General features: G+C 62.0%; 12 protein-coding genes. 2 read left to right on the forward strand and 10 right to left on the reverse strand.

Going from position 1 to position 15,031, the window contains the following annotated elements:
• Positions 1-29: 29 nt before the first annotated feature.
• Positions 30-446, reverse strand: coding sequence for a MarR family winged helix-turn-helix transcriptional regulator (locus AC2444_RS22410; protein ID WP_003544385.1), 417 nt, complete (start codon positions 444-446; stop codon positions 30-32).
• A 544-nt stretch (positions 447-990) separates the two neighbouring features.
• Between AC2444_RS22410 and polA the strand changes: the two genes are divergently transcribed.
• A complete protein-coding gene (gene polA / locus AC2444_RS22415) occupies positions 991-3,990 on the forward strand; it encodes a DNA polymerase I (RefSeq protein ID WP_113546637.1) in 3,000 nt (999 codons plus the stop codon).
• Positions 3,991-4,244: 254 nt separating this feature from the next.
• Positions 4,245-6,590 (forward strand): DNA translocase FtsK, encoded by a 2,346-nt coding sequence (locus AC2444_RS22420; protein WP_012759681.1) that lies wholly within the window; start codon positions 4,245-4,247, stop codon positions 6,588-6,590.
• Between the two features lie 113 nt (positions 6,591-6,703).
• On the opposite strand, the gene phnN is transcribed toward AC2444_RS22420, so the two are convergent.
• The 9 genes from phnN to phnL all read right to left on the reverse strand — a co-directional run bounded on the left by phnN (position 6,704) and on the right by phnL (position 15,010).
• Positions 6,704-7,303, reverse strand: coding sequence for a phosphonate metabolism protein/1,5-bisphosphokinase (PRPP-forming) PhnN (gene phnN / locus AC2444_RS22425; protein WP_012759682.1), 600 nt, complete (start codon positions 7,301-7,303; stop codon positions 6,704-6,706).
• The gene (locus AC2444_RS22430) at positions 7,300-8,439 is read right to left on the reverse strand and encodes an alpha-D-ribose 1-methylphosphonate 5-triphosphate diphosphatase (RefSeq protein ID WP_026157533.1); all 1,140 of its coding nucleotides are present in this window, start codon (positions 8,437-8,439) and stop codon (positions 7,300-7,302) included. Before AC2444_RS22430 ends, phnN begins: the two co-directional genes overlap by 4 nt.
• 13 nt (positions 8,440-8,452) lie before the next feature.
• The gene (locus tag AC2444_RS22435; RefSeq protein ID WP_012759684.1) at positions 8,453-9,148 is read right to left on the reverse strand and encodes a DUF1045 domain-containing protein; all 696 of its coding nucleotides are present in this window, start codon (positions 9,146-9,148) and stop codon (positions 8,453-8,455) included.
• 140 nt (positions 9,149-9,288) lie between these two features.
• Positions 9,289-10,632 (reverse strand): phosphonate ABC transporter, permease protein PhnE, encoded by a 1,344-nt coding sequence (phnE, locus tag AC2444_RS22440; protein ID WP_012759685.1) that lies wholly within the window; start codon positions 10,630-10,632, stop codon positions 9,289-9,291.
• 7 nt (positions 10,633-10,639) lie between these two features.
• Positions 10,640-11,599, reverse strand: coding sequence for a phosphonate ABC transporter, permease protein PhnE (phnE, locus tag AC2444_RS22445; RefSeq protein ID WP_012759686.1), 960 nt, complete (start codon positions 11,597-11,599; stop codon positions 10,640-10,642).
• Positions 11,600-11,727: 128 nt separating this feature from the next.
• A complete protein-coding gene (gene phnD, locus AC2444_RS22450; protein ID WP_012759687.1) occupies positions 11,728-12,633 on the reverse strand; it encodes a phosphonate ABC transporter substrate-binding protein in 906 nt (301 codons plus the stop codon).
• An 86-nt stretch (positions 12,634-12,719) separates the two neighbouring features.
• Positions 12,720-13,571 carry a phosphonate ABC transporter ATP-binding protein gene (gene phnC / locus AC2444_RS22455; protein ID WP_041935610.1) on the reverse strand — a complete coding sequence of 284 codons (852 nt, stop codon included), beginning with the start codon at positions 13,569-13,571 and terminating at the stop codon, positions 12,720-12,722.
• Between the two features lie 117 nt (positions 13,572-13,688).
• Positions 13,689-14,306, reverse strand: coding sequence for a DapH/DapD/GlmU-related protein (locus AC2444_RS22460; RefSeq protein ID WP_128449206.1), 618 nt, complete (start codon positions 14,304-14,306; stop codon positions 13,689-13,691).
• On the reverse strand, positions 14,303-15,010 hold the full coding sequence (phnL, locus tag AC2444_RS22465; RefSeq protein ID WP_012759690.1) for a phosphonate C-P lyase system protein PhnL: 708 nt from the start codon (positions 15,008-15,010) through the stop codon (positions 14,303-14,305). Before phnL ends, AC2444_RS22460 begins: the two co-directional genes overlap by 4 nt.
• Positions 15,011-15,031: the final 21 nt, after the last annotated feature.

A 15,031-nucleotide genomic window follows, 5' to 3' on the forward strand; every position in this document is an offset into this window, starting at 1 on the left:
CGATTCCGATTTAAGGAATTATGCAGTGGTCAGAGCGCCTTGGCGTTTTCCAGAAGCCGGCGGATATATTCAAGCGTCAGCTCGCGTTCGAAAACCCGGAAACCTTTAAACAGCGCAAGATCGGCCTCACGCGCGGTCTCAATCGCCTCGGCCTCCATGGCGCGCGCCCTCGGCGTCAGGAAGAGCAGTTGCGCCCGCTTGTCGGATGGATGCGGCCGGCGCTCGATCAGCCCGTCGCGGACCATGCGCGAAAGCGTATTGGCCATGGTCGCCTGCTCGATATCGACTCGCTCGAGAAGCTGTTTCTGGGTCAGCCCGTCCTCGGCCCAGAGTTCCAGCAGAATGGGGAACTGGCCCGGAGAAAAACCGAGCCCGACCGCGCGCTGGTGCAGCGAGCGGGCAAAACCCTTCGCCAGCTGGCTGGCAAGGTAGGCTCCCGAATCCATGCGGTTAAATCCCATGATTGCAAATTAGGCTCAAAACCATGCCGGAGACAATGCAACAAATCGCATACGATGCTCCTAAACATGCAAGCCGTGATGATAATTGCGAGTGCCTGGAAAAACAAAAGTCGCCATGGCCTGGAGGTTGGCCATGGCGACTTTAAAGTGGGGACAAAGGCCCGGAGAGGGGGATAAGGCCTTTGTCCAAGCCTGACGCGGCGGGGGACAAGCCGGTAATCAGACCCGCGACGCGATCAAGCGCCGGTGACATGGATTTGTGGCTCAGAATGTGGTTTTTCAAGGGAGGGCGATCGTTACAAATCGGTAACAGTTTGGTGAGCCGGAATTCCTGCCGCACAATTCCTGAGATCGGAATCGATGGAAGGATAAAATTATGCAGCAAAGCCAAGTGCTCAGCGTCCTTTGCACGTCCGAAAAGACGCGCGGCGCTGTGTGACGCTCCGAGCGCCATAAACCTTTTCGCGCGCCGAACTTTATGCCGAACTCCATATGGACCTCGTCCCATGCCCGCGCTATCCATGCACGCATGAAAAAAGGCGATCACCTCTTCCTAGTCGATGGTTCCGGATTCATCTTCCGGGCGTTTCATGCATTGCCGCCGCTGACCCGCAAGACCGACGGCCTGCCGATCGGCGCCGTGTCCGGTTTCTGCAACATGCTGTGGAAACTGCTGAGGGATGCGCGCAATACCGATGTCGGCGTCACGCCGACACATCTTGCCGTCATCTTCGATTATTCCGCCAAGACGTTTCGCAAGGATCTCTACGACGCTTACAAGGCGAACCGCTCCGCCCCGCCTGAAGAGCTCATCCCGCAATTCGGCCTTATAAGAGAGGCGACCCGCGCCTTCAATCTGCCCTGCATCGAGACCGAAGGCTTCGAGGCCGACGACATCATCGCCACCTATGCCCGCCAGGCCGAAGCGACCGGCGCCGATGTCACCATTGTCTCCTCCGACAAGGATCTGATGCAGCTCGTCAGCCCCAATGTCCATATGTATGACAGCATGAAGGACAAGCAGATCGGCATTCCCGATGTCATCGAGAAATGGGGCGTGCCGCCGGAAAAGATGATCGACCTGCAGGCGATGACCGGCGATTCAGTCGACAATGTTCCCGGCATTCCCGGCATCGGTCCGAAAACCGCCGCCCAGCTGCTCGAGGAATACGGCGATCTCGATACGCTGCTCGAACGCGCCACCGAGATCAAGCAGGTCAAGCGCCGTGAGACGATCCTCGCCAATATCGACATGGCCAGGCTCTCGCGCGACCTCGTGCGGTTGCGCATAGACGTGCCGCTCGATCTCGATCTCGACGCGCTGGTGCTGGAACCGCAGAACGGTCCGAAGCTGATCGGCTTCCTCAAGACGATGGAATTCACCACGCTGACGCGCCGCGTCGCCGAAGCCTGCAATTGCGATGCCGGCGCCATCGAACCGGCGATCGTCCGTGTCGAATGGGGTGAGACGGCCCGCGGCCCGGATCTCGATGCGGCCGCGCCCGAGCCTGTTGCCGGCGGCATCCCCGACGTTTCCGGCGAATCCGTGCCGGTGCCGCCGCGTGCAAAGGCGAAGACCGCGGTCGAAGGCGCCTTTTCGCCCGCCGATCTTGCCAAGGCGCGGGCCGAGGTCTTTGCGACGCTGCCCTTCGATCATTCGGCCTATGTCACGATCCGCGACCTGGCGACACTCGACCGATGGATTGCCGATGCACGCGTCACCGGCCTCGTTGCTTTCGATACCGAGACCACGTCGCTGGATGCGATGCAGGCCGAACTTGTCGGCTTTTCGCTGGCGATCGCCGACAATACCGCCGATCCCACCGGCACGAAGATCCGTGCCGCCTATGTGCCGCTCGTCCACAAGAACGGCGTCGGCGATCTGCTCGGCGGCGGCCTTGCCGAAAACCAGATCCCGATGCGCGATGCTCTGCCACGACTGAAGGCATTGCTGGAGGACGAAGCGGTTCTCAAGGTCGCCCAGAACCTGAAATACGACTACCTGCTGTTGAAGCGCTACGGCATCGAGACCAGGAGTTTCGACGACACGATGCTGATCTCCTACGTGCTCGATGCCGGCACCGGCGCGCATGGCATGGACCCGCTCTCGGAAAAATTCCTCGGCCATACCCCGATTCCCTACAAGGACGTGGCCGGCAGCGGCAAGGCGAACGTCACCTTCGATCTGGTCGATATCGACCGCGCCACCCACTATGCCGCCGAAGATGCCGAGGTGACGTTGCGCCTCTGGCTGGTGCTGAAGCCCCGGCTGGCGGCGGCGGGATTGACCAGCGTCTATGAACGGCTGGAGCGGCCGCTATTGCCGGTGCTGGCGCGCATGGAAGCGCGCGGCATCACCGTCGACCGGCAGATCCTGTCGCGCCTCTCCGGCGAGCTGGCCCAGAGTGCAGCAAGGCTGGAGGACGAGATCTACGTGCTGGCCGGCGAGCGTTTCAATATCGGTTCGCCGAAGCAGCTGGGCGATATCCTGTTCGGCAAGATGGGCCTTTCCGGCGGCAGCAAGACGAAGACCGGCCAATGGTCCACCTCCGCCCAGGTGCTCGAGGATCTGGCCGCCGCCGGTTTCGAATTGCCGCGCAAGATCGTCGACTGGCGCCAGGTCACCAAGCTGAAATCCACCTATACCGACGCGCTTCCGGGTTACGTTCACCCCGAGACAAAGCGGGTCCACACCTCCTACTCGCTGGCATCGACGACCACGGGACGCCTGTCATCGTCCGAGCCGAACTTGCAGAATATTCCGGTGCGCACCGCAGAAGGCCGCAAGATCCGCACCGCCTTCATCTCGACGCCCCGCCACAAGCTGATCTCCGCCGACTACAGCCAGATCGAACTGCGCGTGCTTGCCCATGTGGCCGAAATCCCGCAGCTGACCAAGGCCTTCGAAGATGGCGTCGACATCCATGCCATGACGGCGTCGGAAATGTTCGGCGTGCCGGTGGAAGGCATGCCGGGCGAGGTGCGCCGCCGCGCCAAGGCGATCAATTTCGGCATCATCTACGGCATCTCGGCCTTCGGGCTTGCCAATCAGCTTTCGATCGAGCGTTCGGAAGCCGGCGACTACATCAAGAAGTATTTCGAGCGTTTCCCCGGCATCCGCGATTATATGGAAAGCCGAAAGGCCATGGCGCGCGACAAGGGTTATGTCGAAACGATCTTCGGTCGCCGCATCAACTATCCCGAAATCCGCTCTTCCAATCCATCCGTGCGTGCCTTTAACGAGCGTGCGGCGATCAACGCGCCGATCCAGGGCTCGGCTGCCGACGTCATCCGCCGGGCGATGATCAAGATAGAGCCGGCGCTTGTTGAAGTCGGCCTTGCCGATCGCGTCCGCATGCTGCTGCAGGTGCATGACGAACTCATCTTCGAGGTCGAGGACGAGGATGTCGAAAAGGCGATGCCGGTCATCGTCTCGGTCATGGAAAACGCCACCATGCCGGCGCTGGAAATGCGCGTGCCGCTGAGGGTCGATGCCCGCGCCGCCACCAATTGGGACGAGGCGCACTAAAGCATGTCGCGCAAAACTGTGCGGCGGTCTTTGCGACAACGACTTGCGCGGAAATAAAGCCTAAAGCGCGAGGAGCGATCAGAGCACCTCCCCAAAATTGGCAAAGATTTTTCTCACTGCCAGAACTCATTGAAACTGCAGCGATTTATCCCAAGGGGGCGTATCGGAACGATACGGCAGGAAGGAACTTATTAACCTTCCTTTTCTATCCCGGTAGGGTCGTAATTTGCAAAGCATGAGTGAGTAGCGGACGCATGCGTTTTCCTAGAACCAATTTGACGGATGCCGGAGATTTTTCCAGCGAGATTGAAACGGACCTTCCGGAGGAAAACCCAGGGGAGAAGCCGGCGGCACCCATCTGGCAGAGCAACTTTTCCCTCGCGCCGAATGTGCGTTTCACCCGCACGCCGGAAACGCTGATCAGCAGGCGGCGTGCGCCGAATGAGCCCGTTCGCGATGATTCGCAGATTGGACAGCAGGCAATACGGATAGAGCCGGTTGCCGTCGACGTGCCGTTCGATATCTATCTGCCGGAGCCGGACGAAATTTCCGCAGCACCGCACAGGATCGAACTGCAGCAGTCACCTTTGCTTGATGAGGCCGGCGCGCCGGCTTTCCGCGCCAGCGCCGAGCTTTCCTCCATTTCGGATTTCGCCTTCTGGGAAGTTATGGCCTTCGAAGAGGCAGAGCCGGTTCGCGCGCCGCCGTTGATATCGTTCCCGAAGACCGAGACCTCGCCCGAATCGATCACGTCGCTGTTCCGGATTATGGAATGGCGCCCCGGCCGGCCGGCCCCCGCTCCCGTCGTCTCCCGCCCGGCCCCGCAGCCCGCCGCGGTCTCCGTGAAGGTTGCCGCGCGCCCTGCGGCCGCCCCGTCCCTGGAAAAGCCCAGGCGCATTATTGTCGAGGCACCGGTCATGCTGGCACCTCAGGCTGCGCCAGCCACTCAGGTCGCGCCAGCCCCTCAAATTGCATCAGCCCCTCAGGCAGCGCCGGCGCCGCAGCGCACGCCGCCCGTCGCCGCGGTCCTGCCGTCGCCGCGGCTGGCCGTGAGGCCCGAAAGGATCGACGCATCCGGCTATGAATTCCCGCCGCGTGCCCTGTTGCAGGAACCGCCGGAACGCCTTGGCGAGATCATGTCGCAAGAGACGCTGGAGCAGAATGCCGGGCTTCTGGAAAGCGTGCTGGAAGATTTCGGCATCAAGGGCGAAATCATCCATGTCCGCCCCGGCCCTGTCGTCACCCTCTATGAATTCGAGCCGGCGCCGGGCGTGAAATCGTCGCGCGTCATCGGCCTTGCCGATGATATCGCCCGCTCAATGTCGGCGCTCTCGGCTCGCGTTGCCGTGGTGCCCGGCCGCAACGTCATCGGCATCGAACTGCCGAATGTCACGCGCGAAACCGTTTATTTCCGCGAGATGATCGAGAGCCAGGATTTCGAGAAGAGCGGCTACAAGCTGGCGCTCGGCCTCGGCAAGACCATCGGCGGCGAGCCTGTCATTGCCGAGCTCGCCAAGATGCCGCATCTGCTTGTCGCCGGCACCACCGGTTCCGGCAAGTCGGTCGCCATCAATACGATGATCCTGTCGCTGCTCTACCGCATGACGCCGGAACAGTGCCGCCTGATCATGGTCGACCCGAAGATGCTCGAACTGTCCGTCTATGACGGCATCCCGCATCTGCTGACGCCAGTCGTCACCGATCCGAAGAAGGCGGTCATGGCGCTGAAATGGGCCGTGCGCGAAATGGAAGAGCGCTATCGCAAGATGTCGCGCCTCGGTGTCCGCAACATCGACGGTTACAACGATCGCATGGCACAGGCCCGCGAAAAGGGCGAGACCATCCATGTCATGGTCCAGGTCGGCTTCGACAAAGGAACCGGCACTCCGATCGAGGAAAGCCAGGCGCTGGACCTGACGCCGATGCCTTATATCGTCGTCATCGTCGACGAGATGGCCGACCTGATGATGGTCGCCGGCAAGGACATCGAAGGTGCGATCCAGCGCCTCGCCCAGATGGCGCGCGCCGCCGGCATCCACCTGATCATGGCGACACAACGTCCGTCGGTCGACGTCATCACCGGCACGATCAAGGCAAACTTCCCGACCCGCATTTCCTTCCAGGTGACGTCGAAGATCGACAGCCGCACCATTCTCGGCGAACAAGGCGCCGAGCAGCTGCTCGGTCAGGGCGATATGCTGCACATGCAGGGCGGCGGGCGGATTTCCCGCGTCCACGGACCCTTCGTCTCGGATGTCGAGGTCGAAAAGGTCGTTGCCCACCTGAAAACCCAGGGCCGCCCGGAATATCTCGACACCGTCACCGCCGATGAGGAGGAAGAGACGGAAGAGGAAGAAGCCGGCGCCGTCTTCGACAAGAGCGCCATGGCCTCCGAGGATGGCAACGAGCTCTACGAGCAGGCTGTCAAGGTCGTCATGCGCGACAAGAAATGCTCGACCTCCTACATCCAGCGCCGCCTTGGCATCGGCTACAACCGTGCCGCCTCATTGGTGGAGCGCATGGAAAAAGAAGGCCTCGTCGGCCCGGCCAACCATGTCGGCAAGCGCGAGATCGTCTCGGGACGGGGCGACGGCGAGTAATTCTGGCGAAGGCGCGGAAGGAGTACGCCGCTTGCTCCGACATCCCCTCTCCCCTCGGGGAGAGGGCAGGGTGAGGGGGCTCCTGGCACCTCGTGAATGTCTGCAGCCGCTCGTCAGGGCGCCTTGGTCAGCAATCCGTCGAGGATTTCGATCATCTTCTGCTCGGCCTCTTCGAGCGAGCCGCTATTGTCGAGCTCCACCACGTCGTATTCGCCGCGCACCGTCAGCGGTCCGCGGGCAAGCCGGGCCATGATATCTTCATGCGTCTCGCGGCCGCGCGCCTCCAGCCGGCCGGCGAGCACCTCAGGGCGGGCGGTGACATTGATGACCTTCAGCCGCGGGAAGGCTGCCTGGAACCGGTGAAGTGCCGAGCGCGAGCCGTTGGCGACGACGACATGGCCTCTCGACAGCGCCACCGAGACCTCGGCCGGAATGCCGTATCTCAGCCCGTGCGCTTCCCACCAGACGGCGAAGGAGCCTGACTGCTCCATGGCGGCAAAACCTTCGAGGGAGACGGAAAGATGGTCTTCGCCGCCGGCGTCACGGTGACGGGTGATGACGCGGCGGACGAAGTGCACATTGTCGCGGCCCTTGAAACGCCGGGCCGCGAGGTTCATCAGCGTGTCCTTGCCGGCGCCGCTCGGTCCGACGACGACGACCATGATGCCGCGCTCGGCTCCGGCTCCTGCGTGGGGTTCGTGCGACATCGTCATGCGACACGGCGTCCCTGGCGCCATACGGAGCGTGTCACCGGCACGCCGTGCGAACGGTGGACGCGGACGAGATCGGCGCGCAGCCCCGTCGCGATCCGGCCGCGGTCATCGAGGCCGACGGTGCGGGCGGGCGTCGACGTCACCATGGCGATCGCCTTCGGCAGGCTGATGCTCTCGACCTCGTCGGCGAGGATGAACGGCGCATGCAGCAGGCTGAGCGGTACGTAGTCGGAGGAAAGCACGTCGAGCACCCCCATCTCGGCAAGGTCGCGGGCGGCGATATTGCCGGAATGGGATTTGCCACGCACGATGTTCGGCGCGCCCATCAGCACGCTCATGCCATGTCCGTGCGACGCCCGGGCGGCGTCGAAGCTGGTCGGGAACTCGGCCAAGCGCACACCGTTGTCGATCGCCTCGTCGACGTGCGAGAGCGTCGCATCGTCATGGCTTGCCACGGTGATACCGCGCTCGGCGCAGACCTTGGCGATGGCGTTGCGGTGTGGCGTCGAATTACGCGCCGATTCTGCCTGGCGCTTGGCGACGAAACGGGCGAAGGCCTCGTCGCTGAGGCCCCGCTTCTTCTGGTAGTAGAAGATATATTGATCCATCGTCTGGAACTGACGCTGGCCGGGCGCATGATCCATCAGCGAGACGAGCCGCACATGCCGGTCGTTTTCGAAGTCGGCGAAATGTTCGAGCACATTGTCGGCCGAGACCTCGCAGCGCAAATGAAGCAGGTGCTCGGCACGCAGCCTGCCTTCCGTCTCTGCCGACTGGATGGCATCGGCCATCTCGCGCATCTCGCCATGTTCGAAGCCGCCGTCCTCGTCCGCACCCATGCGCAGGCAGTCGAACACCGTGGTAATGCCTGAGGTGACGATCTGGGCGTCATGCGCCTGGATGGCGGCGGTCTTGTTCCAGCGAATGCCGGGGCGCGGCTGATAATGGCCTTCGAGATGATCGGTGTGCAGCTCGACGAGGCCGGGAATGACGTAGTCGCCTTCGAAATCTTCGCCGGCTACCGAGTTACCCCCGGAGATGTCGGCGATCTTCCCGTCGCGGATGAGGATCGAGCCCGAGAGGATGTCGTCCTCGAGAACGATGCGGGCGTTGGAAAACACGGTCTCTTTGCTCATGTCGTCAGGTCTTTCAGCTTTTGGCGCCGGCAAGCGGCAGCCAGGAATGAACTTTGAATGGGGCGCCGCGCGTCTCCTCGATGAAGACGGCAAGGCCGGAAATCGAAAGCGGCCGGCCGGTGAAATCGGCAAACCGCTCGGTCAGGATCGCTTTCATCACTGCGGCGCGTGTCTCGGGCACTTGGCCGCTCAGCGTCATGTGAAAGCCGAAATCCTCCATGACGTAAGGATAACCCCAGCGCTGCAGATGGGCGCGCTGGCTGTCGCTGAGCTTCTCCGGATTGCGCCGCGCCATATCGGCCTCGGAAAGCGCTGCGCGGAACGGTTCGAAGGACCTTACCACCTTCGCGGCGAAATCCTGAAGAGGTTGATGAAGAGAACCGGGAACGAGGGCAAAAAAACGGCCGAGCTGGCCAAGTACGAGTTCAGGAATCTCGAAGGCTTGCGTGCGCTGGGCAAAATCCTCGGCAACGGTCATGAGATCTTTCTCGGTGACGGAAGAGGCGAGCGAAAACGGCGCCTTGATCGTGGCATGAAAGCCGTAGCGGCGGGGGTCGGCGGTCAGCTCGAACTGTTCTGCAGCACCCAGTTGCTCATATTCCGGTGCCGGATAGGTCTCGCCGGTGAAAGCATTGCGGCCGAGCCAGAGCGAGGCCGCGCCGGTCAGGGGATCATCCTTCGGCGGCGAGAAATAGAGAGCGTAGCGCAAGGCTTTTATCCTGGAGATCGTCCAAACGGGGAGGGCACTGTGCAGTGATTTGGCGGCGAACCGCAAGCAGGCTCCCGGCTAAAAGATTTCCGTGACAGAATGATGATGGCGGCAACGCCGACACTGCTTTGACGGATGGATCAGTGGGCTTTCGTGCCCATCAGCCGGTGGCGCAACGCGTTCGAGGCGGTGTCGAAAATGAAGACGACGATCAGGATCAGAATGACCATGTAGGCGACGTTTTCCCAATTGGCATTGGTGCGCATGGCCTCCCACAGTTTGAGGCCGATGCCGCCGGCGCCGACAGCGCCGATAATAGTCGCGCCGCGCACGTTCGATTCCCATTGGTAGAGCGTCTGGCTGACGAAGACGGGAACGATCTGCGGCATAATGCCATAACGATGCACGAGCACGGTCTGAGCGCCTGTTGATTTGATGCCTTCCCGCGGCTTGTTGTCGATATTCTCGAGGCCTTCGGAATAGAGCTTGCCGAGCGTGCCGGTCTCGGTGAGGAAGATCGCACCGCTGCCGGCAAGCGGGCCGGGCCCGAAGGCGCGCGTCAGGAACAGCGCCCAGATCAGCATGTCGACCGAGCGCAGGAAATCGAAGAAGCGCTTCAGGATCTGGTTCAACAGGCGGTTCGGCGTGATGTTGCGCGCTGCCAGGAAGGCGAGCGGGAAGGCGGTAAGCGAGCCGAGCAGCGTGCCGAGGAATGCCATGACGATCGTCTGGAAAAGCTTGGTCCAGACGTCGCCGTGCTGCCATTCGCTGTTGTTCCAAATATCGTCGAAGGCGAGCGACAGGTTGGATTGGTCGGGCTTGATGCGCGGACCGGAGACGATGAGGCTGACGACCTCGCCGACCGGCTTGTCGAAGAAGGATGATTGCGTGTCGAAGATGAAATTCGCCCAGCCGATGAAACGTTTGCGGATCTTCACCCGGTCGACGGAAATGCTGACATTGCCGGCAAAGCCGAGATCGGCCAGCACGTTGTCGTCATAAACAGTCATCCAGCCGGGCACGGGTCCGACGACTTTCGGCGCACCGCTCGAAACGTCCACCGGGACGCTGACGCCATGCGCGGTCACGATCGTCTCGCTCTTCGAGACGGTGACGCTGCGGCTGGTGCCGCTGATCGAAACGGTGATGCTGCCGTCGGGGTTGTTGACCAGCCAGTCCGGATGCGGATTGTCGCCGAGCGGCGAGAAACGCGGATAACGGATGTCGATCGAGCCGTCATCCTCGATGCGGAATTCCGGCTGGACATCGTAGCTCACCCATTGGCTGAGATAGATGCCGACGCGCTCCCAATGCGCTTCGGCGAAAAGCTTGGGCAAGTCGAAGAACCAGACGGCATAGAGGCTGTAGAGCAGCGTTGCGATGAGGATCATCAGCCCGCCGAAACGCTGGCGGAACGACCGGTGGAAATATTCCGGATAGCGCGTTTCTATCTCGTGCATGCGGTTTGCGTCGATCACCGTCATGGCGGCCTCAATGTTGCAGGAGGAAGGCGTGCTCGCCGACAAGGCGGCGGCGCAGCCATGCGGAGAACTGGTCGACGGCGACGATCGTCACGAACAGCAGGAGAACGAGCGCCACCGTCTTGGCGCCGAAGCCGCGCGAAATCGAAAGCTTCAGCTCCTCGCCGATGCCGCCGCCGCCGACGGCGCCGATGATGGTCGAGGCGCGCACGTTGATCTCAAGGCGCAGCAGCGCATAGGAGGTGAAATTCGGCAACACCTGCGGCAGGGCGGCAAAGCGGATACGCTCCCACCAGTTGGCGCCGACGGCCTTCATGCCCTCATGCGGCTTCATGTCGATATTCTCGGCCACTTCGTAGAAGAGTTTTCCGAGCGCGCCGATCGTGTGCAGGGTGATGGCGATGATGGCGGCGACCGGCCCGATCGACAGGATCGCCGAAAACAGCCCGGCAATGACGATTTCCGGGAAGGCGCGCAGGAATTCCATCAGCCGCTTGGTGACGATGCGCAGCGGCCATGAATTTGTCAGGTTGCGAGCGGCAAAGAAGCTCAAGGGGACGGCAAAGACGAAGGCGATGATGGTCGAAATCAACGCGACGTTGATCGTGACGATCATTAGCTCGAAATATTCGGGAATGTAGAAGGCGCCCCAGACATAGACGCGGCCCCTGTCGAAATTGAATTCCTCGCCGCCCTTGTCGTTGACGCTCGCTATATCAAACAGCGCGCGCCAGACGTCGTGCCAATCCTTGGGGATGAGCCAGCTCAGGAAGTCGAAGAGATGCGGCAGGCGGTCGAAGAAATGGCCGGCATTGCTCTCATCGGCGAAGCGGACAGAGCTGACGAAAGCCGCAATCAGGATAACCAGGCCGAGAACGGTATAGAAGCGGCGCTTGGCGACCATCCGGTCCCAGGCGGTGCCGATCTCCTTGGTGCTCTGCATCTGCGGCTGTGTATTGGCAATAGTCATCAACGCCTCGCCTACTGCGCAATTCAAAGTGCTTCAGCGTCCTTTGCGGCTCTCGAAAGGACGCGCACAGTTCTAGTCACAAGATAAAGGGCGGCCGTTTCCGGCCGCCCTGCATTCGAAAAACCCCATCAGCCGCCGATGGCAGCTTTGCGGACGTCGACGACGGCATTGTAGAAGTCGTGCTTGACGGGGGCGTAACCCTTGTAGTCGCCGCCTTCGACAGCGGCGAAGCACTTGTGGTCCTTTTCCGGCAGAGCCGTGAAGAAGGCTGCAAGCTTCGTCTGCCACTCTTCGCCGAGAGCGTTGCGAACGACGAGCGGGCCGTTCGGGATCAGCGGCGAACGCCATACTTCGACCAGCTTGTTCGGATCGACGGCGCCCTTGTCGACTTCCTTGCGGAAGGTACCGGAGGTGTAGCCGTCCTTGAAGTCGCCGATGCCGGAGCTATCGTCGACGGCAATGTCGACCTTGCCGTCATAGGCAGCGAGAAGGTTGTTCTCGTGGCCGCCGTTGAACTGGGTCGAGGCGAAGAACTTGTCGTTCGGCATGCCCGTGTCCTTCGGGATCTGCGTCAGCGGAACGAGGTAACCGGAGGTGGAATCAGGATCGGCGTAGCCGAGCTTCTTGCCCTTGGCGTCCTTGATGGACTTGATGCCGGAGGACTTCAGAGCGAGGCCGATCGAGTAATAGCCCGTCGAGCCGTCCTTCTGCTGCGTCGTCAGGATCGGCGTGACAGCCTTCGGCTCCTTGATGTAGACGGCGGCATAGCCGGAGGCGCCGAGTTCGGCGAAGTCGAGCGTGCCACCGAGCAGGCCCTGGATCACGCCGTCATAGTCGGCGGCCGGGAAGAGCGAAACCTTCTCGAAGCCGAATTCCTGTTTCAGGTGGTCGGCAAGGCAGGCATAGTTGCGCAGGCGGTCGGTTTCGTTTTCGCCGCCGAGGATGCCGATGCGGAATTCCTTGAGGTCTGCAGCGTGGGCAGCGCCGGCGAGCGCGAAGAGCGCCGTTGCCGCAAAGAGTGCTTTCTTCAACATGTTCTCTCCTATTGACCGGTGTCCCCGGCCTTCCCGTTACGAAGAAGTGTGCCCTTGACGCGGGCGCTCGATCGCGGCTGCCTCTCTCAGAGGCCGGCCAGCGCCAGCGCCAGCGGCTGTGTGCCGGCGGATTGATTGTCTGCCCGCTCAGGGGCGATATTGATTGATGTCGAGGTCACCGTTTCATCGATGCCGGCGCCGTCCTTGTCCGTCCCGTAGATCTCCTTCACCGCTTCGGCGGTCAGTTCCGCGGGCTTGCCGTCGAAGACGACGCGGCCGCCGGCCATGCCGACGATGCGCTCACAATAGTTGCGGGCGGTGTCGAGCGTGTGAAGGTTGGTGATGACGGTGATGCCCTCGCGCTCGTTGATGTCGCGCAACGCATCCATGACGATCTTGGCGTTCAGCGGGTCGAGAGAGGCGATCGGCTCGTCGGCGAGAACCATTTTCGGGTTCTGCAACAGCGCCCGGGCGATCGCCACGCGCTGCTGCTGGCCGCCGGAAAGCGTGCCGGCTGCCTGCAGCGCCGTCTGCTCGATGCCGAGACGTTCGAGTGCCGCGATGGCATGCACACGTTCCTCGCGGGTGAAGATGTTGAGCAGGCTCATCAGCGTCGAGCGGTGGTTGAGGCGGCCGAGCATGACATTGGTGAGAACGTCGAGGCGCGGCACCAGGTTGAACTGCTGGAAGATCATCGCGCAGTCGCGCTGCCAGTTGCGCAACGCCTGGCCGCGAAGCCCGGAGACCTCGACACCGGCGAAATGAACGGAGCCGGAGCTCGGCTCCTGAAGGCGATTGATCATGCGCAGCAGCGTCGACTTGCCGGCGCCGGAGCGGCCGATGATGCCGACCATCTGGCCCTGGGGAATGGCGAGCGTGACGGAATCGACGGCGAGCTTTTTTCCGAAACGACGTGTGACATTCTTCAGCTCGAACATCATGCTCTTCCCTTGCGATCCAGGCTTTGGTCAGCATCGCATTAGTCCCGCTTGATGAACCTCGCATGTCGTTTTTGTGTAAGTCCTGTCACAATTCTCCGCCCCTATATCGGGGGTTTAACCGGGGTAACGGGACAGGAAATCTTCCGCGTTCAGGTTGCGGAAATCCTGGAGTGCCTGGCGCAGCCGGTCGTGCTCCCAGTCCCACCACGCAAGCCTGTCCATCCGTTCGCCGACCTCTCTTGGAAAGCGCTCGCGGATGAGTTTGGCCGGTACGCCGCCGACGATCGCATAGGGCGCGACGTCCTTAGACACGACGGCGCCGGCTCCGATCACCGCGCCGTTGCCGACGTTGACGCCGGGCAGGATCGTCGCCCCGTGGCCTATCCAGACGTCGTTGCCGATCGTCACGCGGTTTGCCCGCCGCCAGGCGAAGAAGTCCGTCTCCATGTCGCCGTCCGGCCAGTAGTCGGCGGCGCGATAGGTAAAATGATGCAGCGTCGCGCGCCAGGTCGGATGGTTGGTGGCGTTGATGCGCACGGCGGCGGCGATATTGACGAATTTGCCGATCGTCGCACACCAGACGGAACCATCCTGCATGATGTAGGAATAGTCGCCGAACGTGGCCTCGCTGATGCGGCAGCGTTCGGAAACCTCGGTATAGCGCCCGAAGGTGGAATCGCTGACGGTTGCCGTCTCATGAAAATAGGGCTCGATACCCAGCTTGCGGCTCATGCGGCGATCTTTCTGGGTGAGAATTGCTGGACGTCGAGGATGCGGTCGGCGACGGCTTCGCGCACTTCTTCGTCGTGGAAGATGCCGAGAAGGGCCACACCCGCCTTCTTCTTTTCCGCGATCATGCCGACGACGACGGCGCGGTTCCTGGCGTCGAGCGAGGCTGTGGGTTCGTCGAGAAGCAGGATCGTATGCTCAGTGATGAAACCGCGCGCGATGTTGACGCGTTGCTGCTCGCCGCCGGAGAAGGTGGCGGGCGGAAGCTGCCAGAGCGTTTCCGGCAGATTGAGCCTGGCGAGCAGGTCGCCCGCCTTTTCCCGTGCCGTGACGGCGTCCTCACCGCGTGCCACCAGCGGTTCGGCAACCACGTCGATCGCCGCGACGCGCGGCACGGTGCGCAGGAACTGGCTGACATAGCCGAGCGTATTGCGGCGGACGTTGAGCACGGTGCGCGGATCGGTGGAGGCGAGATCGACGATGCGTCCGTCGTGGCGGATGAGGATCTGGCCGGTGTCGACGGCATAATTGCCGTAGATCATCTTGAGCAGCGAGCTCTTGCCGATGCCCGATGGGCCACCGAGCACGACGCATTCGCCCGATGCGACCGAGAAGGCGACATCGGAGACGACGGGCAACTTGATGCCATCGCGCAGATGCATGGTGAAGCTCTTCGAGACTTCGGAAACGACGAGGGGCGTTGCCATGATTTCTTCTTCCTTGGTTTT

The organism is Rhizobium sp. WSM1328, from assembly GCF_057653715.1.

Excerpts from the sequence above, each read along its gene's own strand:
- AC2444_RS22410 (WP_003544385.1), bottom strand. The coding sequence starts at position 446 with ATGGATTCGGGAGCCTACCTTGCCAGCCAGCTGGCGAAGGGTTTTGCC.
- polA (WP_113546637.1), top strand. The coding sequence starts at position 991 with ATGAAAAAAGGCGATCACCTCTTCCTAGTCGATGGTTCCGGATTCATC.
- AC2444_RS22420 (WP_012759681.1), top strand. The coding sequence starts at position 4,245 with ATGCGTTTTCCTAGAACCAATTTGACGGATGCCGGAGATTTTTCCAGC.
- phnN (WP_012759682.1), bottom strand. The coding sequence starts at position 7,303 with ATGACGATGTCGCACGAACCCCACGCAGGAGCCGGAGCCGAGCGCGGC.
- AC2444_RS22430 (WP_026157533.1), bottom strand. The coding sequence starts at position 8,439 with ATGAGCAAAGAGACCGTGTTTTCCAACGCCCGCATCGTTCTCGAGGAC.
- phnE (WP_012759685.1), bottom strand. The coding sequence starts at position 10,632 with ATGACGGTGATCGACGCAAACCGCATGCACGAGATAGAAACGCGCTAT.
- phnE (WP_012759686.1), bottom strand. The coding sequence starts at position 11,599 with ATGACTATTGCCAATACACAGCCGCAGATGCAGAGCACCAAGGAGATC.
- phnD (WP_012759687.1), bottom strand. The coding sequence starts at position 12,633 with ATGTTGAAGAAAGCACTCTTTGCGGCAACGGCGCTCTTCGCGCTCGCC.
- phnC (WP_041935610.1), bottom strand. The coding sequence starts at position 13,571 with ATGTTCGAGCTGAAGAATGTCACACGTCGTTTCGGAAAAAAGCTCGCC.
- AC2444_RS22460 (WP_128449206.1), bottom strand. The coding sequence starts at position 14,306 with ATGAGCCGCAAGCTGGGTATCGAGCCCTATTTTCATGAGACGGCAACC.
- phnL (WP_012759690.1), bottom strand. The coding sequence starts at position 15,010 with ATGGCAACGCCCCTCGTCGTTTCCGAAGTCTCGAAGAGCTTCACCATG.